The organism is Desulforhopalus sp. IMCC35007, from assembly GCF_005116575.1.
Taxonomy (GTDB): Bacteria; Desulfobacterota; Desulfobulbia; order Desulfobulbales; family Desulfocapsaceae; genus Desulforhopalus_A.
Genome location: NZ_SWCN01000004.1, coordinates 101,189 through 123,086, shown reverse-complemented (window position 1 = coordinate 123,086; position 21,898 = coordinate 101,189). Strand labels below are relative to the sequence as shown.

Sequence of the window (21,898 nt, the reverse complement as noted above, 5' to 3'; positions counted from 1 at the left end):
TTTTTGGGGAAAAGTCCTTGCTGCCACACCAAAAACAACACCTTCATGCTTTTATCCCTCTGGATAAAAACCGGGGAGCGTCATGAGATAAAACATCAGGGCATTGAGCACCAGGCCATGGTCAATGGTTCCCTCCTGCATCATTTTCGCCAGATCTTTTTGTTTTACGGTGTAGACATCGATATCTTCCATCTCATCAAGGCTTGGATTTGCAATTTTCACTGCGTTTTCAACAAGCACAGTGTAGCAGAAATTGTCCTGAATGGCCGGGTTTGGACAGACCTTTCCTATGATCCGACCGTTTTCTCCAGCGTATCCAGTCTCTTCAAGGAGTTCCCGCAGACCTGCCTCAAGGGGGGCTTCATTTTTTTCCACGGCTCCTCCCGGGATTTCTATCTCAGATTTTCCGGTACCAAAGCGGTATTGGCGAATAAAAATGATTTCCTGTTCCGCTGTAACTGCCACGATGTTAACCCACGGCGTGAAAGAAAGTCTGTAGAAGTCTCTGCCTTTGCCGTTGCGCTTGCAGACGACGTGACTTGTGAGTACATTCATCACAGGAGTTGCAAGTATTGTTTGTGGAGCGGTTACCTGCCACAGGGCATCATCTTTTCTTTCTTCAGTCATTTTGTCTCATATCAGCGATTGTTGCATAGCCTTTTTTCTGAAGTAAATCCTGAAAAGACATGCGGTAGTATTGGTTAAGTCAGATCGAAAAATTCTTTTTAATTCTATATCTGTAAGTGAATACCATGGCAAGAGAACTTAGGGCATTATTTTTTGATTTTGATGGAGTTATCGTCGATTCCATTCAACCGAAAACCGAAGCGTTTCGTCTTCTTTTTCAGGGCTATCCGGAGCATATTGTCAAAAGTGTTGCAGATTATCACAGGTTGCATGGTGGAATCAGCAGGGTAGATAAAATTATCCACGCGCACACGAATTTTCTTGGCAAACCCCTCACCAAAGAAGAGGTGAAAGAGTGGTCACGTCGATATTCTGAACTGGTTGTACAAAAGGTAATTGATGTTTCCTGGATTGCAGGTGCAAAAGAATTTTTACACAAGGCAAAGGAAAATGGCTTAAAAATCTTCGTTATTTCAGGCACACCTGAGGATGAACTGAAATATATACTTCAACAAAGAGGGATTACGGACTTATTTCAGGAGCAACTCGGATCTCCTGTGAGAAAACCAGAACACATCAGGTGGTTGCTGGAAAAATATCAGCTTAATCCGGTGGATTGTGTCTTTATCGGTGACGCACTGACCGATTATGACGCTGCTGCAGAAACCGGTCTTGCCTTTATTGGCATCCAGGGTGAGGTTGATTTTCCTGAAAAGACCACAGTCCTCCCTGATTGTACCGGCCTGCAAGAGGCTCTGGATGATATTTTTCTCTAAGCCCTGGTTGCGGGTCATTGATAACCTTTATGTTGTCAGCCACTGGACTATCATATTGAAAATACGCTAAAAGAACTGTACAAACCAGAGAATGCAACTTTTGAGTATAACAAAAATTCATGGATACCTATTACACGCCTGGCAGCGCCGTACAGCATATTGCTGTGGAAAAAAAGAGTAAGTTCATCACCTTTCTGACAGAAGTGAAGACAAAAGAGGACGCTCTGGTACTGCTTGAAAACATCTCCAGCCGGGAAGTCGGAGCCAGCCATAACTGCTATGCCTACATTATCGGAGACCCGCATTCTCCCGTGGACATCCACTGCAGCGATGACGGGGAGCCAACAGGTACTGCAGGGCGGCCTCTACTTAATATTTTACTCCATGAAAATATCGGTAATGTCCTGGTGGTGATAACCAGGTATTTTGGCGGTGTTAAACTTGGAAGTGGTGGTCTTGTAAGGGCCTACTCCGGTGGTTTGAAGGCGGCACTTGGAGAGGTTGTACTCAAAGAGTTTAGAGACCAAAAGCGGCTGACAATTACTTTTCACTATCAATTTGAGGGGGCTATTCGAAGGCTCGTTGAAGACCATTCCGCCAGTATCGTCACAACCGTTTATGGGGGTGATGTCTGTTTTTTACTCGATATCCTGGAGAAAAATCTCGCCTCTTTTGTGGCAGAGCTTGCAGAGATAACTGCAGGACAAGCTGTGCTGGAGGCTGACTCGTATATCGAAAAAGAGCGTTAATGGATTGAGTTATAGGGGGATACGGTTGTTGAAAAACAACGTTCGCTCAGGTGAGAGGTAGTTCAGGGGCGGCTCGTCAGTTTTCCTGAAGAGAGGAATACCTCGAAACGCCCCTGTTATCAGCTGAGTCTACAGGCCTGCTGCAAGTGCAGTCGATCTTCTCGGATCAGCTCCACCATACATCATTCCATCTTTGATCATGATAGATTGAATAGCACCCATGGCGGACTTTTGTGCGACCATGTGTCCCATTTCTTCCAGGGCTACGACGGTATCAGGGCTCAGGCCTTCTTCAATGCGCAGTTCGTCCGGTAACCACTGGTGGTGTATCCGTGGGGCTGCAACGGCACTCTGAATGTTAAGGCCGTGATCAATAACGTTCATGATCACCTGCAGAGTGGTTGTGATTATCCTTGAGCCACCGGGACTGCCGGTAACAAGAAAGTTTTTACCTCCCTGCTTGACTATTGTCGGAGACATTGAGCTGAGCATCCGTTTGTTGGGCTCTATCTTGTTGGCTTCGCCTCCAATTAATCCATAGGCATTGGGAACTCCTGGTTTTGCAGAAAAATCATCCATCTCGTTGTTGAGTAAAAATCCTGCTCCCTCAACGACGATTCCAGAGCCATAGCTGAAGTTGATGGTGTAGGTATTGGACACTGCATTGCCAAATTTATCGACTATGGAGAAATGTGTTGTTTCGTTGCTCTCGTAGGGGAGTACCTTGCCCGGGGCTATGGTTGAACTTTCGGTCGCTTTGGCCGGGTCGATTTTCTGCCGTAACGATTCGGCATATTTTTTTGAAGTAAGACCTTTTAAGGGAACCTTGACGAAATCTTCATCGCCGAGATACTGGGATCTGTCCGCGTATGCAAGCTTCATGGCTTCGGTCATCAGGTGGATGGTTTTCGCAGAATTATGGCCGTATTCAGCTATGGGGTATCCCTCTAAGATGTTGAGGATCTGAACGACATGGGTTCCACCGGAACTGGGCGGAGACATGGAGTAAATATCATAGCCTCGATATGTTCCATGTACCGGGGTGCGCATACCTGGAGTGTAATTTTTCATATCCTCCATGGTGATCAGGCCGCCATGCCTGGCCATCTCAGCCACCAGCAGCTCTGCAGTCTTACCTTCATAGAATTCTTTGATGCCGTTTTCCGAGATCCGCGTAAGGGTAGCAGCAAGATCTTTTTGGACAAAAAGATCACCGGGTTCATAGGAGCTGCCGTCAGCTTTGTAGAATATCTTTGTGGTTGATGGCCATTTTTTGAGCATTTCTTCCTTCTCTTTGAGGCCGTCACTAAAGCGTGGGGTGACAATAAAACCTTCATTGGCCAGTTTAATGGCGGGAGCAATGGCCTCCTTGAGGCTTATCGTTCCATACTGTTCCAGAGCCATGGCAAGTCCGGCTACGGTTCCTGGTACTCCTGCTGCCAGATGGGTATATCTGGAGACATTGCTGTCAGCATTACCCTCTTTGTCGAGAAACATGTCAACTGTGGCGGTGCCTGGAGCCTTTTCACGATAGTCAATTGCAACAACGTCATTTTTTTCCTCTGAAGAAATCAGCATGAACCCCCCACCTCCAATATTGCCGGAGCGGGGTTGAGTGACCGCAAGGGAAAAGGCAGCTGTGACCGCTGCATCGATGGCATTCCCGCCATTTTTTAACACTTCCTGGGCCGACTGGGTGGCGAGAAAATGGCTTGTAACCACCATTCCTTCCGTTCCCTGAACGGGACTCATTCTCTCACCCTCAAGAATAGCTGCGGAATAGGCACTCTGCCATAACAGCAATACCGCACCGGCCGTAAAAGCAATAATCTTCGTACGCCTTAACTGTAGGAATGTTCCTTTCATTGTCTGCTCCTCCATTGGAATTGTCCGGCAGGGAGGTTATTGCCGAACGTTACATCTGGTGTAAAAAATGAAAAGTTACCGGGCATGCAGTCTATTTTTTAGATGGGGACGCTCTTTGTTTGTTGGATGGGCGCATAACCCAACAATCAGTAGGTACAGTAGCGATCGATGCAGTTGATGTCAACGCGAAAGAATTCTTCTGGATTGAGTCTGACCTGCATTGGTTTTTTGAGAGGTGAAAATGCTCAGCCAGAGCATGGTGATAAGATCCTTTTGGCAGAAGTGAATGGCCTGCACAACTGACAGCTGGATCAAAGGTGGACAAAGAATTATGGCGAGAGACGATAGTGGTACATTCTCTCCGTCAATTCTCTGAAAAAATGAGCAACAGTACGCTTGTGGCGTGTTCAACAGTGACTGTATCAGAAACGGTGAAGTTGCTCAGGCCCCGGCTTGAACCGTAGGCTATGGTAAAGTGGTCAAGCGGGTATTCAAAGCCAGTCAGAGAGACGTCTCTCACCTCGCCCGTTAAAGGAAGTAAGGAGGCGCGTTGATGAACTTTAGTGGCAAATTGGTGTTTTCCAGGGTGCAGGACATGAATGATGCAGGTATCACCTATAAGAGTGCATGGGACATTTTTATATTTATTGTGGGCCAATAGCAGGATATTGGCAAGGCTCATGTCCCACCGTCCGCCAAGTATTCCGGCAAATACAATTTCTGTAGCTCCTTGTGTTATGGCGTGATCCACGGCGAGTTCGAGGTCGGTTGCATTTTTACGCGCTGGAAATCTCAGGAGTATAGCACCGGCAGCTTCATATTTTTGCAGAAGCTCACGGCTGATGGAGTCCATGTCTCCGACCAGTGCATCAGGCTGACGGCCGAGCTGCAGGCAGTGTCTGGCACCACCGTCTGCTGCAATCAGATAGTCTGCATTTTCTGCGAGATGCAATAGCTCACGGGAAACTGTAAGGTCACCGTTTGCAAGGATGAGGGTTTTCATGGATTATTCCGTTTTGGCTTTGAGATAGCTGATGAGATAAGCATCCATGATCAGGTGGACAATGTGATGGATGACACAGACAACCAGGGCGAGACCAAATTCAGGAAAGAGAGAAACCTGGAGGATGACAGAGAGCGGCAGGGTTTTCTGCCCTCCCATAAAAATAACACTCTCTCTTTTTCTTTTAGGGATTTTGAAGAGTTGGGTGAGATACAGAGCGGCAAGTACCAGGCACAGATGAAAGAAAAAGACCACAGCGACAACGCTGATAATAGAATCCAGACCAGAAATGATAGCGGGTCTGCTCCCGCATAGTGCTATCCAGACAATCGTTAGAATACCCAGTTGATTGCAGGTTGAGGTGTAGGCAAGGATGGGGTGCAGGGTTGTACCAAACATGCGTCGTAGGATGATTCCGGATATGAGGGGCAGCAGCACAAGGGTGGCGATCTTTACCATGATTGGCAGTTGATCAATCTGCAGGGATTGGCTATGGCCACCCCCGAGGAGGAGAGACAGGGCAAGGGGGATAGTGAAAACAGCAAGAGAGTTGGCGATAATTGTGATCAGCAGACTGTGGGCCATATTGCCACCGGCACTGCCCGTCATGACGACTCCGCTGCTGAGCGTTGTTGGCATGGAGGCCACAAGCAGCAGTCCGACAAGTAAACCAGCACTCAGGGGTAAAAAAGAGAACAAAAAGCCGAGAACAGGTGATACCAGAAAAATGAGAAAGAGGGCGAGCAGGGTTCCTTTGACATCGGAGATACCTTCTCTGATCTGTCTGGTATCAAGGGCAAGTCCAGAGAGAAAGAAAATAATAACAATTACAATATCCGGGCCGTGGTGATTCTTCAACCAGAGGCCCGGTGAGACAAGAAGGGTGCTGGAATCAGCAACGACGAGAACCGCGATGATGACAAGGCCAAACATAAACCAGTTTTTTTTAAAAATCTGCATCTTGATCTGTTGTTGAATATTCGACTATTTGAATGGGGATCGCTTGCGGTTTAGCGGGAGTGAAACGCTTGTATAAGGAGATAACACAACTATTCTCCAATTATTTTAACGAGCACTCTTTTCTTTCTTTTACCGTCAAATTCTCCGTAAAAGATCTGCTCCCAGGTCCCAAAATCGAGTTTCCCTGCCGTGACTGCAACCACAACTTCTCTGCCCATGATCTGCCGTTTCATATGAGCATCGGCATTGTCTTCGTAACCGTTGTGGCGGTACTGGTTAACTGGGGCGTGTGGCGCGAGTTTTTCAAGCCACACTTCATAGTCATGGTGCAGGCCTGACTCGTCGTCGTTGATAAAGACCGATGCCGTAATGTGCATGGCGTTTACCAGTATGAGCCCTTCCTGTATGCCGCTTTCAATAAGACAGTTTTCAACGGTCGGAGTGATATTGATAAATCCGCGCCTTGATGGCACTTCAAACCAAAGCTCTTTGCGATAGTGTTTCATTATACCGTTCCTCATGCTTTTGTTGGATGCGGTTTCGGAGTTAATATCCGTACCTCTTGTTACAGCACAAAATCTCGTATCTCAGATGACCTGTATCGATCGGTGGCCGCTGACCGTATTCTTCACATTGTTACATGTCTGTGTATCGAAAGCAAATGATTCGTAACATTCCGTTAATTTGAAATAAATATTGTTGTTCGAGTCTTATTGAATGTGAATTCTAATAAAACAGCAGACGGTTGTCTCCGGTAAAAACTTACCAAAGGTAGTGTGAAAAATAATGGCAGGGTAAAGTCTATAGGTAATATTGCAATTTGTGATTTCTTTGCTGTTGATCTCAGATCCTGATGTTACCGCGTTGAGCAGCCGCCCGAGCGAGAGGACGACAAGGTGTCAGGAAGGAGAAACTATCGTCTAGGTAATCAGCAATGCTGAAATTGATGTACAACAACAAGAAGCAGTGATTTACATTAAAGTTCGCCTGGATAAAGCCAATGATGCTAGTGAATTTGCCAATCTACATACTCAGAAAGTTAAGGAAGTAGAGAATCAATAGTGATTTGAGCCTATGATTCTCAAATATAGCCGCTCATTGGTTTTGCAAAAAGGATCGTCTCAGGAGTGGGGTGCTCTCACACTGGCAGTCTGAACTTCTGCTCTTTTCGCTAAGGACAATTGTATATGGTCCTTGGTCATTATAGCACATACATAATAGCCCACATAAACTGAGAACATATCTTGCAACAGCCAAGGCTGACAGCTGCGTGGACGAGAACAGCTGTCTTCTTTTAGGGGTACATTCAGTTTATAACAAAGGGATACTGTGAACTTTTGCCAGTAAAAACGACACACAGTGACGGTATCCCCGGCTGAAATTTAAATGAGATTAATGTTCATGAGAAAATCTTCGTTTAAATGAAACAGACAGCGATCCGAACCAGCCACCGCCAAGCTGCACAGTATCCTGCCCCATCATAGTTCCATGGTTGAGGTCCTCATACACCGGAATTCCCACCGCAAGTTTAAGATCGAAATTACCCCCCAGGGCTGTAAGAAAGCGGTAGGAAGCGACACCGGCAACGTTGCTTCGCCAGCCACCACTGTTACCGATATCCACACTGTTTAATTCATTGTTGTCATAATATGTTGCATCAGCCTCAACACCCAGCATGGTATCATAGTTTGGCGTGTAGTGAAGGGCGAGCCCGAACCGGGTTTCATCGCCGAATTTATAATCATCGCTGTTTTCGAGCTTATGGGTATAAGCGATCTTTGAATGGAGCCATGCTTTTTTGAAACGATAGGTGTACAAAAGGCCCCCGGTGAAAGTGAAATCACCTGTTCCGGTCTGCAACCCCGGTCTGGAGATATAGTCTTTATCAAATTCGCCGGTTGGCAGACTGGATTCAGCAAGAGCAGTGAGAAAATGATTGTAATAGACACTCTTGAAAAAATTATACCGAAGAGAAACATTTGTATCACTCAAGCCGTCATTCTTCTCCGTCACCGTCTTCATGCCGCCCATCTGGTACATCTCCATTTCCTTCTGTATATACGCAGTGTTCAGGCCTAGAGCAATATCGTCGGTCAGGCCGTAATTGGCCATGAGCATCGTTCCAGTGGCTGTCATTTTTTTAGGACCCATCATCTGCCCAGGGCGTTTGATGAACTGTGACGGACTAACTGAATCGTTATCGATCAGAACATCATCCATCTGCATATACATTTGTCCCAGGCCCATAGCAAACGCACCCTGTGCCGGAACGACAGCTGTCTGCAGTCTCGTCGGCATCGTCATTGCGGTAGGCGAAATGGTTAAAAGTGCTTCCGTGAAACTGATAATAACCCCACCATACTCATTTTGAAAACGAGAAGCGTTTTCCTGTGTGGCAAAGGCTATGATACTTGGCATCATATCAGGGATAAGTGTACTTGAAAGAACATACGTTGCTTGCTGTGCATCAATAACCTGACCTGACCACCAGGCTTTGACGGTAATTTTTGTAAAAGCATCCGGCCCGCCATGATCATCGACGATGCGAAGCAGACAGGCCAATCCGCAGGATTCCAGGATTTTCCCATCAGTCAGCTCTAAATGTCCTGCCGTTTTCTGATATAAATCGATATACATTCCGCAAACAGTACATTCTTTTCTGTCTGCACTATATGTAACTGTCCCTGTTGAGCAAAATAAAGCGATCACGACAAATAAAACTCCAATTTTTTTCATGCTTCTCCCCCTCTTGATAAAAATCATTTAACAGCTAGCCACTCCAAAACCATCCCCCATGGTTCCGTGCTTGGGTCGAATGTAGCAGAAAGAATATGATTGTTGATAAACGCTACCTAACGGATAGGTCTTTCTGGATGGTTACGCTCCAACATCCTTCAATCATAAAGAATTTTGAGAAATTATGTACCTAAGTCCATAAGGTCAACCTTAAATAGTTTTTTAAAGGCTGTAACAAGAATACTTTGAAATTAATTGACAGGAATCCAAAGAGGTAGTTGAGCGAACTGGCAAAGGCCTTAATTGTCCAGAATAAACCAGCTGATTTGCTGCGAGATATAGTCATATTGGCTTTGAGAACCTTTGCTTAGATAGTTACAAAGAATACAGAGATCACCTGCTTTCTGTGCCCAGGAGTAGCCTTAGGATATCATTTTTAGTGTGCCGCTGTAGAAAAACCAGCCTGAGAACAAGATCAGAAATATGGCACAACCACCAATGAGCTTTTTATAGACTCGATCATTAAAAAGGTGTCGTCCCTTGGCAATTGCAAAAGAGATGAAGGAATACCACGCCAGATCGGCAATGATATGGCCTGAAAAGAAGGCGATCACCCCGAGAATCCCGAATTGAAGAGAATGGATGATATATCCTGTGCCTATTGAGCCCCACCAAATGAGAAAATAGGGGTTTATGGCGCTGAGTATCACCCCCGCCAGCACCAGACTGCGGGATTGTGTCTGCTCTCCCTCACGGACCATGGTGAGACCGGAAAGCGCCCGCAGCATTGATACTCCCATGAACAAGAGCATGGCCCCGCCCACATAGGAGATGAAAATAAAGACATCATTGCGTACGAAAAAAGGTGCCAGCCCCGAGATGAGAAGTGTGACGAGTGCGAGTTCCAGAATACTATGGCCAAAAATCAGGAGCGGTCCTGTCATTGCTCCGCGTCTGGTACTTTCTGAAATGGTAACCGTCAGCAGTGGCCCTGGCATAAGAGCTCCTGAAAGGGCCACCAGAAAAGAGGTGCAAAATATGGTGAGAATCGCCAGTTCCATGAAGGGTAACCCGAATGTTCTTGGAAAAAATATAGTGTTTTATGGCTATTGAATTCGGTCAATATATCTTCTTCTGTGTGCTTCGACAAGAGAGCGCTCTGTTTTAGTTCCCCACAATCCATGAAAAATGGGGGAGCTTACTTTCCATCAAGCAAAACAAGAGCAGACCGCTCGATGAAGAGTTCAATAGGGGCGCCGACCGGAGGCGGAGGCGGTTCCAGTGGCAGGTCGAAATGCAGGTGGAGTGGCTGATTGCCTGTCTGGCATTCCAGTTGAATCTGATAGCTGCTTCCCTGATAACGTCTGTTGCTGACGATGCCACGGAGTTGCAGCGTCTCTGCTATATTCTTTTCCTCCTTGGCAAGCAGTCGTGCCCCCTCCGGGCGGATAAGCAAAATAGGCAGGGTAAAAACGCGGTCCGGACGAGGCACAGGGCCAAGGGGACCGAACAGGGGCAATGCGCCGGGATCATTCACGGTACTGTGGAAATATCCCGTCTCCCTATCCAGTCTTCCCTCGAGGAGATTGGTAAAACCTAAGAAGCGCGCTACCTTTCTATTGAGGGGAAAGCGGTAGAGGTGTTCAGGAGAGGCAAATTGCTGGAGAACCCCATCCTGAAGAATTGCAATTTTATCAGCCACCCCGAAAGCCTCATTCTGGTCATGGGTAACAAAAATTGCAGTAACACCAAGTTGTTTCAGGATGGTTCGTATTTCTATGGTCAGCCTTTCTCTCAGGGTTCTGTCGAGTGAGCCCAGCGGCTCATCCAGGAGGAGGAGGCGGGGTTCCGGGGCGAGGCTTCTTGCAAGGGCAACCCGCTGTCTCTCGCCACCGGAGAGTTCGTCGATTTTTCGGTTGCCAAAGCCTGTCAGTCCCACCAGTTCAAGCATTTTGTCTATCTGCAGTTCCCGCTGAGTCTTTGGCATATTTTGCATTTCAAGACCAAAACTTATGTTCTCTACAACATTTTTATGGGGAAACAGGGCATATTCCTGAAACATCATACCAAAGCCACGTTTGTGAGATGGGATGGGGTCAATGTCTCTGCCGTCAAAGATAATCTTGCCGCTATAGTCCTGTTCCAGACCCGCAATAAGGCGGAGAAGCGTGGTCTTGCCTGATCCTGATGGCCCGAGCAGGCAGAGTATTTCGCCACTCAGAAGTGAAAAACGCACGTTTTGCAGAAGTGGCTTTCCTCCATAGGTGTTGGAAATATCTTGAATATCTAAAATGGTTTGGTGATGTAAATTATTGCTCATCGGGACCTGTTGCGGGCTTTGGGTTTGTGGGTGGGTAGGAAAATCTGCCGATAATCCAGAAACTGGAACAGGTAACGAGCATGAGAATGCAGCTCATCGCCATCGCTTGACCGAAATTCATATCACCTGGCTGGTTCAAAAAGCGAAAGATTGCAACGGGCATCGTCGGCGTATGAGGCCTGGTGAGAAAGGCGGAGGCACCGAATTCTCCCATGCTGATGGAAAAGGCAAAAATTGCTGCCACTAAAATGGCTTTTTTTATCAAAGGAAAGGTGATCAACCGCCAGACCCTGTATGGAGAGGCCCCGAGCAGGCTGGCTGCTTCCCGCAAATGAGCGGGAATTTGTCTCAGGCCTGGCAAAACGCAACGAACCACAAAAGGAAAGGCCACCAGGGTGTGGGCAATGGGGACGATGGCAAGTGTATCTCGAAGATTGAGTGGTGGTGCATTGAGGGTGATGATATAACCAAAGCCAAGAGTTACGGCCGATGTGGCAAGGGGCAGCATGATGATTGCATCCCAGAGATTAGTTCGTTTTTTGTCCTCTGAGGCGAGAAAGGTGGCGGCTGACAATCCAAGAATAAGGGCCAGGACCATTGCGGTGAGGGCAAAGCCAATGGAGTTTTTAACAGATACAATGGGTTCAACGTAAAAAAGGGAGCTTGATTCCCCGGAGAGCAGGGCCTTGTAATAACTAAGGGTAAAACCGTGCTCGCCTGTTACCGAACTGATCAGAAGAGCCGCCAGGGGAAGGATTAAGAGCGTCAGCATAAAAACAATATTGCCAGCGAGGACAAGTTTTTCTGCCCAGTTTTTTACTGGTTTGATTGTGGTTGCGGGGGCGTCTGAAAAAAAGCTGACTTTAGATTTTTGGCTCAGCCTTGCATGGAGCCACATAAGAATAAAATTAAACCCGATCTGAATAAGTGAAAGGGCGGCGGCCATGGGCAGGTTAAAGAGCTGAACCGCCTGTCTGTAGATTTCTACTTCAATTGTGGCATAGCCTGGGCCTCCGAGAATAAGTACAACTCCAAAGCTGGTAAAACAAAAGATAAAAACCAGAAGCGCAGCAGACCCGAGAGCAGGAAGGAGCAGGGGCAGGGTTATCTTTCGAAATGCCGTCCAGGGAGAGGCTCCCAGCATTCTGGCGGCTGTAACAAGGCCTGGATCTAAGGAAGCCCAAAAGCTGGCAACAATCCTCAGTACCATGGTGTAGTTGTAAAAAACATGGGCAATCAGAAAAAAAACGACCGTCTGTTCGATGTCTATGGGTGGCCGGCTCAGGTCAAATGAGGTCATGAGCCAGGAATTGACAAGTCCGTTTGATCCGAGCAGGGCCCTGAATGCAGCCGCGGTAACCACGGTGGGCAGGACGAAGGGGACGGTCATCAATGCCTGAAGAAAATCTTTACCAAAGAACCGGAATTTGGCGAAAACATAGGCCCCGGGGAGGGCGAGCAACAGGGTGATGATGGTTGAAAGTGCCGCCTGCCAGACGGTAAACCAGAGAATGTGCAGATAGGTTGGGGTGCTAAAGAGTTTACTGAGTCTGTTTAATCCATCAGCCCCGCCGGGACTAAAACTAAAGAGAATGATTTTGACAAGCGGGTAGCAGTAGAAGACCAATAAAAAGACAAGGGGCAGGGAGAACAGTAACCAGCTGATGTGCTGTTTTTTTAGGCGCAATGTCTGTTCTCCCTGGTGTCTTCTGCGTGCTAGGTGCTACCGGAGCACCGTTGTCGTCCATGCCTCAATCCAGGTATCCCGCATCGACTCGATTTTTTGAGGGGAGACTTCTGCAGGTTTATCGGCTACGACGGCGTGTTTGACAAATATTTCCGGGAGTTTGGCTTCGCTGTTACTTGGAAAAACAAACATCTGTAGAGGAATGTCTTCCTGCAGTGGTCGACTCAGCATGAAATCGACAAATTTCTCGGCAAGGGCTGGTTTTTTTGTCCCCTCCAGAATGCCGACAAACTCTATCTGTCGAAATGCAGATTCATCGGTTACTACTGCAGCTGTAGGTGCTTCTGTCAGAGGGGTCTCGGAATAATAGACCGCAGCAGGTGGTGATGAAGCGTAGCTCACAACGATGGGGCGATCTCCTTTGGAGGCGGCGGTGAAATGGCCGAAATAGGCATCTTCCCAGCCACCGGCAATAAAGACATCGTTTGCCCTTAAGGCCTTCCAGAATTCGAGATATTTATCTTCGCCAAATTTACCAATGGTGGCGAGCAAAAATGCCATGCCGGGAGATGAAGTCGCCGGGTTTTCGACAACAGTCAGACCCTTATATTCCGGTTTAATGAGATCTGAGATGCTGGTTGGGGGAGCCATATTTTTTGCGGAAAACCAGGCCTTGTCATAGTTGAGACACACGTCCCCGTAGTCGACGGGGAGCAGCCTGTTTGTTGCATCTAGTTTAAGGTTTTGAGGAATTTTGGCAAGTAATGGAGATTCGTAGCTGCGAAAAATGCCAGCCTCAAGCGCGCGGGATAAAAAACTGTTATCAACACCAAAAAAGACATCAGCAAGAGGGTTGTTTTTGGACAAGATAGCCTGTACAAGAGCGGCACCCGCATCGCCTGACTTCAAAAACCGGACCTTTACACCATTTTGCTGTTCAAAAGCGGCAATAACGTCCTTGCTGACGTTAAAACTGTCATGGGTCATAACGGTGATGTTTTCTTCTGCAGATACCTTTGTTGTAAGAGATAATCCAAAGCAGAGGAGGATCATTCCGGCAACTTGTAATAGACGTTTCATGAAAAGCTCCACAATAATTTTTTTAGAGTATGCCGGAAGTCTGAGCGTTGCAGGATGCTCTGTGTGTAAACAATGATTCTCTCAAAACAAAAAAACCGTCTCTTTAAAAAGAGGCGGCTGAGGTCACACAGATCCCTCCGCCGGCATTATCCGGATCAGGTGTAACGGTCGGGCTCCAGTCAAACCCCTCTCAGCCTGTCGTACCAAGCTCCCGCATCAGTAAAGCAAGATAGGACATCTCGGCTCAGTTTGCAAGGATCTAGCACGACTTAAGTGCCTTTGGGTCGTTATGGTAGTAAACGGTTGCTGTACGGGAAGCTAAAATGGTATAGGGATACGGGTTACAGGAATTTTTGGGAGGAGCAGCACATATCTTTGCAGCCTGACAGCTTTTTTATAAGGGCAGCATTTCAGGATCAATTGGATACGTTCTCATTAAAAAGGATTGCAGGATTATCTAAAAAACAAACGCATACCACTCCATCAGCAAATTATCCCCTCGCCGCTAACAGGAGGCAGGCTTTACATGGTAAAGCTGGCACTATCGAGTTGTTTGTTACCCCCCATAAATAATAGCCGGTTACAGCCAGACAAACAGCTATGCCATTTCCTGTGGATTTTCTTCTTGGCGCGTTCATATTTTGACTTTGTGGAGACTAAAACCTCTGGGTGATCATCTCTGGTGCCGCTCCGTATTTGGGGTGAAGTAAAGGTTTTTGTAAAAATTACCAAACCTTCTCAATAAACCAATTATGTAAAGAGAATCTGGCTGGACTTGAGTTCTCAGGAACTTACCCAAGTTTTAAAAAAGTAAATATTGTAAAAAAAATTGTTACGGTTATAAACAGTACAGAATGGATTTCTGTGGTTATTTATCACTATTATTAACAAAAGGAGTTTGAGAATGTTGAGAAAAAATGTGGTGCTTTTAATGAGTCTATTGACCTTGGTTTTCGCAAGTCAAGCCCTGGCTGCAGACAAGCTGGTTAATGGGATTGATGCGAACTTTCCCCCATTTGCCTATATTGACAAAACCGGTGAACCAAGTGGTTTTGATGTCGAGGCCATGAATTGGATAGCAAAAGAGATAGGTGCTGAGGTCAGCCATCAACCCATTGAGTGGGATGGTATTATTACCAGTCTGCTCACCAAAAAAATAGATATTATTGCTTCCGGGATGAGTATTACCCCGGAACGGGCAATGAAAGTTGATTTCTCAAATCCTTATTGGGTTATTAAGCAGGTAATGGTTACCAAGAAAGATTCTGCTCTCACAATCGATGAACTTTTAAAGGGTAAAAAAGCGATTGGAGTTCAGCAGGGTACTTCTGAGGCTAAATGGTTGAAAGCCGAGGCTGCTGCAAAAGGCTGGGATTTTGAGCTTCGCTATTACAGTTCTTCCCCACTGGCAGTTGAAGACGTGCTTAATGGCAGAATTGATGCAGCAGCAATGGATGATGCACCGGCAAAGGATGCTGTTTCTAAAAAAGACGTCCAGATCGTAGGCACCTTTGGTATGCATGACGAAGAGTTCGGTTATGCTGTGCGTAAGGATGATAAAGAGCTGCTTGAAAAAGTGAATAATGCACTTGCAAAACTTATGGCGTCTCCTGATTGGAATGAATTGATTAAAAAGTATGAATTGGATAAATAACTGATTCAGAAACTGATGCACCTTGAGGAAGGGGAGCATCAGTGTTGTTGCTTGTAATAGTAAAATAAAAAAAGGTTGAGAGAACATCTTTCTCTCAACCTGTCACTGAACGAAGGTATCCGTTACATCTGGGTATAACCTGTTATAATCGGGCCATTCCAACACAAACACCATATCTTTTTTGTTTCCTTTTAACAGGTTATTTCATGCCAATCGCTTTATCTACAGTTATTGATTCTCTGCCATATCTGCTCCAGGGATCATTTATCACCGCAGGCATTGTGGTTTCCGCCATGCTCCTCGGCCTTGTTATTGGCGTTTGTATGGCGGTTGGTCTGGTCTTTGGCAATAAATGTATACAATATTCGATTACCATCTATATATGGATCTTCAGGGGAGTACCGGTTGTTGTTCTGCTCTTTTTATTCTATTTTGGTCTTTTTAATTTCCTGGAACTCAATTTCAGTGCATTTACCTCGGTCACTATCGTCCTGGGTATGACCACCGGGGCCTATCAGGCCAATATTTTCCGTGGAGCCATTCTGTCACTTCCCCAGGGGCAGTTCAAGGCCGCAAGTGCTCTGGGCATGAGTAATAGTCAGGCTATACGAAATATCATCCTTCCCCAGATTCTCAGAATGTCAATTCCTGCATGGTCTAATGAATATTCAATCATTCTCAAGGATTCTGCCCTGGCTTTTGTCATTGGGGCGCCTGAAATTATGGCCAGAACCCAGTTTGTCGCTTCCCGTACCTACCAACACCTGTCGCTCTACATTGCTGCGGGTATCATTTACTTTCTGCTTACCTGGGCTGGTGTCATTGCCCTCAGAAAACTCGAACAATCTCTCCGTATCCCCGGATACACTCATCATGGGTCCAATTAATGAACGATAGCTCCCCGATTTTAAGGGTCAATAATATTACCAAGTCTTTTGGCGACAACACCATTCTCAACGGCGTGAGTTTTGATCTTGTCAAAGGGGAGATAAAGGTGTTGATCGGTCCTTCTGGAGGCGGAAAAAGTACCTTGCTCCAGTGTATCAACTGTCTTGTTGTTCCCGATTCCGGTGATATTGAGTTGGAAAACGAGCAGATCGATTTTTCCAGCAAGCAGGATCTGTATAGTTTACGGCAGAGAGTCGGCATGATTTTTCAGGATTTCAATCTGTTTGACCACCTGACGGCCCTTGGTAATATCACCATTGCTCTTCGCAAGGTAAAAAAAATATCGAAGAAGGATGCCGAGCAAAGAGCACGAGTGGAACTTGAGCAGGTAGGATTGGGAGATAAGGAAGACCTCTATCCGGCGCAACTTTCAGGTGGACAGAAACAGCGTGTTGCAATTGCCAGGGCGCTGGCTATGGATCCAAAGATATTAATGCTTGATGAACCAACATCTGCTCTTGATCCTGAGTTGATAGGAGAGGTAATCGCGGTCATCAAAGCCCTTGCCCATAAGGGAATGACCATGGTCATGGCCACTCATCAAATCAGTCTGATATCAGGTCTTGCCGATGAAATCCTTTTCATGGAACAGGGTAATATTGTTGAACAGGGGCCGCCGTCTCTGCTTTTAACCAGCGGCAACAGCAGTAAGACTCAAGGGTTCTGTGACCGTCTCAACGAATTATCCGAGGTGGAGGCTTAGCAGTGGAACTATCTCCCTTTTATCAGGAGCTGATAACCAGTCTGAACCGGGGACTGATGATGTCCATCGCCCTCATCATACCATCTGTAATTGGTGGTGTTCTGATCGGCGTTCTGGCCGGAGCCACACGTACTTTCGGGAATCCGGTTATACGAAAAGTAGGGGACACCTATGCAGCGATATTCAGGGGAACACCACTGGTTGTTCAATTATTCATTCTCTATTTTGGTCTGCCCAATCTGGGTATCTACCTGTCTCCATATGTTGCTGCCGTCGTCGGCTTTACCCTGTGCAGTGGTGCGTATCAATCCGAATATATACGCGGAGCACTGCTGTCGATAAAGAGAGGACAGTACCTGGGAGCCCAGGCACTTGGTTTTACAACCTTTCAGGCGATCTTCTGGATCATCGTACCCCAGGCGGTACGTAGGGCGATCCATGGTTGCGGAAATGAAATCATCTACCTTATCAAGTACTCCTCACTGGCTTTTATTGTTACCTGTATCGAGTTGACCGGAGAAGGTAAGACCATCGCAACCGAGTACTTTCGTTTCACCGAAGTTTTCACCATTATCGGACTCTACTATCTTGCTCTGGTTACTGTGGCAATTTTTATCCTTAAAAAAATTGAACAGCGCCTCTATGTGCCAGGTTTTGGCCGTAGTTAAGAGCACTTTGTGTATCAATTTTACGGTTACTTCTATGCGTCAATATTCTCCTGTTACCAATGAAATAAAAAACGTTATATCTGAGAGGCTTGGTGCTGATTCTGTGATCAGCTCCCCCGAGGCCCTCAGCGAGTATTCAGGCGATGCTTCTACCCTCAGTTTCACTCCTGAGCTCGTTGTCGTGGCAAAAAGCGTCTCTGATATCCAGGTGTTGATGGAACTGGCAAACAGATATCATTTTCCGGTTACCCCCCGGGGTGGCGGTTCAGGACTTGCCGGAGCCTGCCTTCCATCAAATGGTGGAGTGGTGTTATCAACTGTTGGACTTAACCGAATTACCCTGATTGATAGCAAAAATTTTATCATGAAAGTAGAGCCGGGAGTAATTAGTCAGCAGGTCCGTGATGCGGCAGCCGCTAAAGGACTGTTTTATCCCCCTGACCCTGCCGGTATGGACCTGAGCACCATTGGTGGTAATGCAGCAACCGATGCAGGCGGTCCGGCATGTGTTAAGTATGGAACGACACGTGACTATATTTTAGGTCTTGAGGCAGTATTGCCGAGCGGTCAGCTTATTCGCACCGGAGTGCAGACCAGAAAGGGGGTTGTCGGTTACGATCTCAGCAATTTAATTGTTGGCAGTGAGGGAACTCTTGGGGTCATTACTTCACTTACCCTTAAGCTCTTGCCTAAACCGGCTGCCACCACCGGGATCATGTGCGTCTTTAATGACATGGTTGCTGCCATGAACTGTGTGGCGACAATTATGGGCAACGGACACCTCCCCAGTGCCATTGAATTTCTTGACCATAAGTGCCTTTCTCTTATTGGGGAATTACTCCCTTTTTCTTTGCCAGGAGAAAAACCTTCCATCCTGATCATCGAAATAGACGGGCCAAAAAACCAGATTAAAGAGGAGATGGAGGCGATCTGCTCGCTGGTAACTGACCTTGGTGCCATTGAACTCATCAGGGCTGAAAGTGAAAAAGAGCGGAGTGAGATTTGGGCTGTTCGTCGTCAGGTGAGCCTGCGGATTCACGATTATGCGGGGCTCTATATTCCTGAAGATATCGTTGTACCTCTTACGGCCATAGCTGAACTTGTTGACGCATTGCCGTATTATGAAAAGAAATATGGTATTGAGGTTTTTGCCTTTGGTCATGCAGGTGATGGTAATATTCATCTTAATATTACCACCCAGGACACTGAAAATGTAGAACTTGCCCATGAAGGAACCAGGGCGTTACTGGAATTAACTTTGCAACTGCAGGGCACGATTTCAGGTGAACATGGAATTGGCATTGCCAAGGCGGAGTATCTGCCAATGGAACTGACTGAAGAGAGTATTACCCTGCAAAAAGGTATTAAAAAGCTCTTTGATCCCAACATGGTTCTGAACCCTGGGAAGATTTTCAAGAATTTTTGAGGCATCATTATGGACGTTACCGCAACTTCCCGGCAATCGTTCCGTGCGAGTCATAGAGTACGGAATATCTCCAATTCGGCGACCAAAGAGATGGCTATTATTGCCGCAAGAATCGGTGGGTGTGTTTCTCTTGGCCAGGGGGTGCCTTCATTTGTAACCCCACCTCATATCATAGAGGCAGTGCGGACAGTGCTGGTGGAAGATCCCAGCAGTGGAAAATATTCTCTGCAAACAGGGATGCCAGCCCTCAGAAACAGGATTGCACGGTATTTGCTTGATGAAAAAAGGATAACAGTTGACCCGGACAGTGAAATATGTGTGACCGTGGGTGGTATGGAAGCCCTGCTGGCAACTGTCTTGACTGTTGTTGATGAGGGCGATGAGGTGATTTTACCAACTCCCACCTATGCCTCGTATATTGAGCAGGTTCAGCTGGCTGGCGGCATTCCGATATTTGTTCCGCTCACAGAAAACTGGGGACTGGACCTTGAAGCAATAAGGGGTGCTGTAACTCCAAAAACAAGGGCGATTATGCTCTGCAATCCAGGCAATCCAACAGGAACGGTTTTTTCTGATGAGGAAACCATTGCCCTCTGCAAACTTGCTGTTTCCCATGATTTCGTTGTTATTACCGATGAGGCGTACGATTACATTGTCTATGAAGGTGGCATGCCGTTTAGTCCTCTGAGCGTTGAAGAATTTCGTCGGAATGTGATCTCGATTTATTCCTTATCTAAAAAGTATGCCCTTACCGGCTGGAGGGTTGGCTGGGTAGCTGCAGCGCAAGGGTGGATGGCACAGATCATGAAAGTGCATGATGCTACAGCTATATGTGCACCGACACCATCCCAGTTTGCCGCCCTTGCCGCCCTTGATGGTGACCAGAGTTGTGTTGCTGAAATGCGGGAGAAGCTCTTGGCGCGAAAAAAACGTTGTTGTGCCAGGCTGGATAAACTCAATAGATACTTTTCCTATGTGGCCCCCAAAGGGGCTTTTTATGTCATGGCCAAATACCTTTTTTCAGATGCAGATTCCCATGAAATAGCCATCCGTCTACTGGAAGAGGCAAAGGTTATCACCATTCCGGGCGGAGCCTTCGGCGAAGGTGGCGAGGGACACCTTCGTATATCCTTTGGCGGTGAATTAGAGGTTATTGACGAGGCCTTTGATCGTATTGAGCAGTGGCTGGAGAAAACTATATAAGAATTATTTTCTACAACTGTCATACCTGCTTTAGAGCCATATCAATGTAAATACTTCTGAGTCTGGTACTTATGGGGCCAGGCGTACCATTGCCCAGGACTTTGTTGTTGATCGTTATGACTGGCAACACAAAAATTCCTGCAGCGGTAACGAAGGCCTCTTGTGCCTGACAAGCGTCTTCCACAGTAAAGGGCTGTTCGACGAATCGTAAACCTTCTTTATCTGCGAGTTGCAATACAGCATTACGGGTAATGCCGTGGAGAATCTCATTGCTGAGCTGGCGGGTGATGATGGTACCATCTTGAGTGACAATATAGGCATTAGAAGAACAGCCTTCGGTGATATATCCATTTCGATCTACCAGCCAGGCATCATCAGCGCCGCTCCTTATGGCAAACATTTTAGCCATACTTGCCGCCAGGAGAGCAACAGTTTTAATGTCCCGTCTTCCCCAGCGGATATCCTCGGTGGTAACTATTGTAATGCCTGTTCTGGCCGCCGGGAGGTTGATTATATCTTTTGCTTGGGTAAAGAGCACCAGTGAGGGGGCGCTGTTTTCTGGGAAGGCAAAATCTCGGTCAGCGGCTCCCCTGGTAACCTGAAGATAGACAACACCCTCATCGACGTGGTTGATGCGGATAAGCTCTTTTTGTATCGCTTCAATGGTCGCGTCGTCCGCCGGTGATGGCATGTTCAATTCTTTAAGGGAGCGACGCAGGCGGTTCATATGCTGCTCATTGTCGATCAGTTGACCTTGCAGGATTGCTGCAACCTCATAGACTCCATCTGCAAATAAAAAACCTCTGTCAAAGACTGAAATTTTGGCATTTTCTTCGGGCAGGTACTCCCCGTTGACATATACGATACGATTCATTTTTTATCCTTTAAGCGGCGTAAAGCGTCTTGAATGGTCGTTAATTATTTTTTCCCGGTACATTTTCAATATTATAACCGAGGAAACAATCTCTATCTTTGAAATAAAACGTAATTAAGTAAATAGAGGAAAAACGGGATATGTCTTTTTAGATTTACGAAAAAAGTGAAGAGATTGAGCAATGGGGAATTTGTTACCAGGTAGACAGAAGCGCATTGCTGTTGGGGGTAACGCTTTTACCCTAATCAGGCGTAAAGATTTCATTTGCTGAACTGAAAAACAGATGGATAAAAAAGCAGGTTACCAGGGTCGCAATTCAGGGTTTGTGACCCATAGGTTCAGACGCGGACTGGACCAACAGTGACATTTGATGTTTTTTCAAAGTGTTCGATGTGAATGTGCCCATATTTTTGAGACTGCTCACCTACACAGCTATTTTTATAGTTACATCACAAATAGTTAAGGTACCGTTTGTTTTGACTCATATTGTTAGTGATGGTTCGTTTTAATAAAACTGTAGCTTCATATTTATCTAATTATACTATTTCTTGTCTTGTATTAGATTGCTACGTGGCGTTAAATGAGGAGTTGTTAGCTTCAGTCTTATATGAAAAGATC

Annotated in this window: 19 protein-coding genes and 1 riboswitch; of the genes, 8 read left to right on the top strand and 11 right to left on the bottom strand. The window is 46.4% G+C overall.

Features of this window, described 5'->3' with window-relative positions:
- Positions 1-51: 51 nt before the first annotated feature.
- A complete protein-coding gene (locus tag FCL48_RS05570) occupies positions 52-627 on the bottom strand; it encodes an NUDIX hydrolase (RefSeq protein WP_136871268.1) in 576 nt (191 codons plus the stop codon).
- Positions 628-752: 125 nt separating this feature from the next.
- Here FCL48_RS05570 and FCL48_RS05565 point away from each other — a divergent pair, with 125 nt between their 5' ends.
- Positions 753-1,403 (top strand): HAD family hydrolase, encoded by a 651-nt coding sequence (locus tag FCL48_RS05565; protein WP_136871267.1) that lies wholly within the window; start codon positions 753-755, stop codon positions 1,401-1,403.
- Positions 1,404-1,522: 119 nt separating this feature from the next.
- Complete coding sequence (locus FCL48_RS05560) at positions 1,523-2,152, top strand: YigZ family protein (RefSeq protein ID WP_136871266.1); 630 nt, start codon at positions 1,523-1,525, stop codon at positions 2,150-2,152.
- A gap of 129 nt (positions 2,153-2,281) precedes the next feature.
- Here FCL48_RS05560 and ggt read toward each other — a convergent pair whose 3' ends face one another.
- The 9 genes from ggt to FCL48_RS05515 all read right to left on the bottom strand — a co-directional run bounded on the left by ggt (position 2,282) and on the right by FCL48_RS05515 (position 13,804).
- A complete protein-coding gene (gene ggt, locus FCL48_RS05555) occupies positions 2,282-4,018 on the bottom strand; it encodes a gamma-glutamyltransferase (protein ID WP_205747656.1) in 1,737 nt (578 codons plus the stop codon).
- 364 nt (positions 4,019-4,382) lie between these two features.
- Positions 4,383-5,021 (bottom strand): thiamine diphosphokinase, encoded by a 639-nt coding sequence (locus FCL48_RS05550; RefSeq protein WP_136871264.1) that lies wholly within the window; start codon positions 5,019-5,021, stop codon positions 4,383-4,385.
- A 3-nt stretch (positions 5,022-5,024) separates the two neighbouring features.
- Complete coding sequence (locus FCL48_RS05545) at positions 5,025-5,981, bottom strand: bile acid:sodium symporter (RefSeq protein WP_136871263.1); 957 nt, start codon at positions 5,979-5,981, stop codon at positions 5,025-5,027.
- A gap of 89 nt (positions 5,982-6,070) precedes the next feature.
- Positions 6,071-6,487, bottom strand: coding sequence for a secondary thiamine-phosphate synthase enzyme YjbQ (locus tag FCL48_RS05540; protein WP_136871262.1), 417 nt, complete (start codon positions 6,485-6,487; stop codon positions 6,071-6,073).
- Positions 6,488-7,373: 886 nt separating this feature from the next.
- Positions 7,374-8,717, bottom strand: a complete 1,344-nt coding sequence (locus tag FCL48_RS05535) for a nitrous oxide reductase accessory protein NosL (protein ID WP_169309098.1) — start codon at positions 8,715-8,717, stop codon at positions 7,374-7,376.
- A 422-nt stretch (positions 8,718-9,139) separates the two neighbouring features.
- Positions 9,140-9,778: a LysE family transporter gene (locus FCL48_RS05530; protein ID WP_136871260.1), complete on the bottom strand. Its 639-nt coding sequence runs from the start codon at positions 9,776-9,778 to the stop codon at positions 9,140-9,142.
- Positions 9,779-9,915: 137 nt separating this feature from the next.
- Positions 9,916-11,037, bottom strand: coding sequence for an ABC transporter ATP-binding protein (locus tag FCL48_RS05525; RefSeq protein ID WP_136871259.1), 1,122 nt, complete (start codon positions 11,035-11,037; stop codon positions 9,916-9,918).
- Entirely contained in the window at positions 11,027-12,724 is a 1,698-nt protein-coding gene (locus FCL48_RS05520; RefSeq protein ID WP_240744753.1) for an iron ABC transporter permease, read from the bottom strand. Before FCL48_RS05520 ends, FCL48_RS05525 begins: the two co-directional genes overlap by 11 nt.
- A 36-nt stretch (positions 12,725-12,760) precedes the next feature.
- Positions 12,761-13,804 (bottom strand): thiamine ABC transporter substrate binding subunit, encoded by a 1,044-nt coding sequence (locus FCL48_RS05515; protein ID WP_136871258.1) that lies wholly within the window; start codon positions 13,802-13,804, stop codon positions 12,761-12,763.
- Positions 13,805-13,918: 114 nt separating this feature from the next.
- A riboswitch (TPP riboswitch) is annotated at positions 13,919-14,029 on the bottom strand.
- A gap of 679 nt (positions 14,030-14,708) precedes the next feature.
- Here FCL48_RS05515 and FCL48_RS05510 point away from each other — a divergent pair.
- From FCL48_RS05510 to FCL48_RS05485, 6 genes are all read left to right on the top strand, one after another.
- A complete protein-coding gene (locus FCL48_RS05510; RefSeq protein WP_136871257.1) occupies positions 14,709-15,458 on the top strand; it encodes an ABC transporter substrate-binding protein in 750 nt (249 codons plus the stop codon).
- A gap of 206 nt (positions 15,459-15,664) precedes the next feature.
- Positions 15,665-16,345 (top strand): amino acid ABC transporter permease, encoded by a 681-nt coding sequence (locus tag FCL48_RS05505; protein ID WP_136871256.1) that lies wholly within the window; start codon positions 15,665-15,667, stop codon positions 16,343-16,345.
- Positions 16,345-17,109 (top strand): amino acid ABC transporter ATP-binding protein, encoded by a 765-nt coding sequence (locus FCL48_RS05500; protein WP_136871255.1) that lies wholly within the window; start codon positions 16,345-16,347, stop codon positions 17,107-17,109. Before FCL48_RS05505 ends, FCL48_RS05500 begins: the two co-directional genes overlap by 1 nt.
- A gap of 2 nt (positions 17,110-17,111) precedes the next feature.
- Positions 17,112-17,777, top strand: a complete 666-nt coding sequence (locus FCL48_RS05495; protein ID WP_136871254.1) for an amino acid ABC transporter permease — start codon at positions 17,112-17,114, stop codon at positions 17,775-17,777.
- Between the two features lie 34 nt (positions 17,778-17,811).
- A complete protein-coding gene (locus FCL48_RS05490; RefSeq protein WP_136871253.1) occupies positions 17,812-19,203 on the top strand; it encodes an FAD-binding oxidoreductase in 1,392 nt (463 codons plus the stop codon).
- A gap of 9 nt (positions 19,204-19,212) precedes the next feature.
- A complete protein-coding gene (locus FCL48_RS05485) occupies positions 19,213-20,406 on the top strand; it encodes a pyridoxal phosphate-dependent aminotransferase (protein WP_136871252.1) in 1,194 nt (397 codons plus the stop codon).
- A 19-nt stretch (positions 20,407-20,425) separates the two neighbouring features.
- On the opposite strand, the gene FCL48_RS05480 is transcribed toward FCL48_RS05485, so the two are convergent.
- A complete protein-coding gene (locus FCL48_RS05480; protein ID WP_136871251.1) occupies positions 20,426-21,280 on the bottom strand; it encodes a D-amino-acid transaminase in 855 nt (284 codons plus the stop codon).
- Positions 21,281-21,898 lie beyond the last annotated feature (618 nt).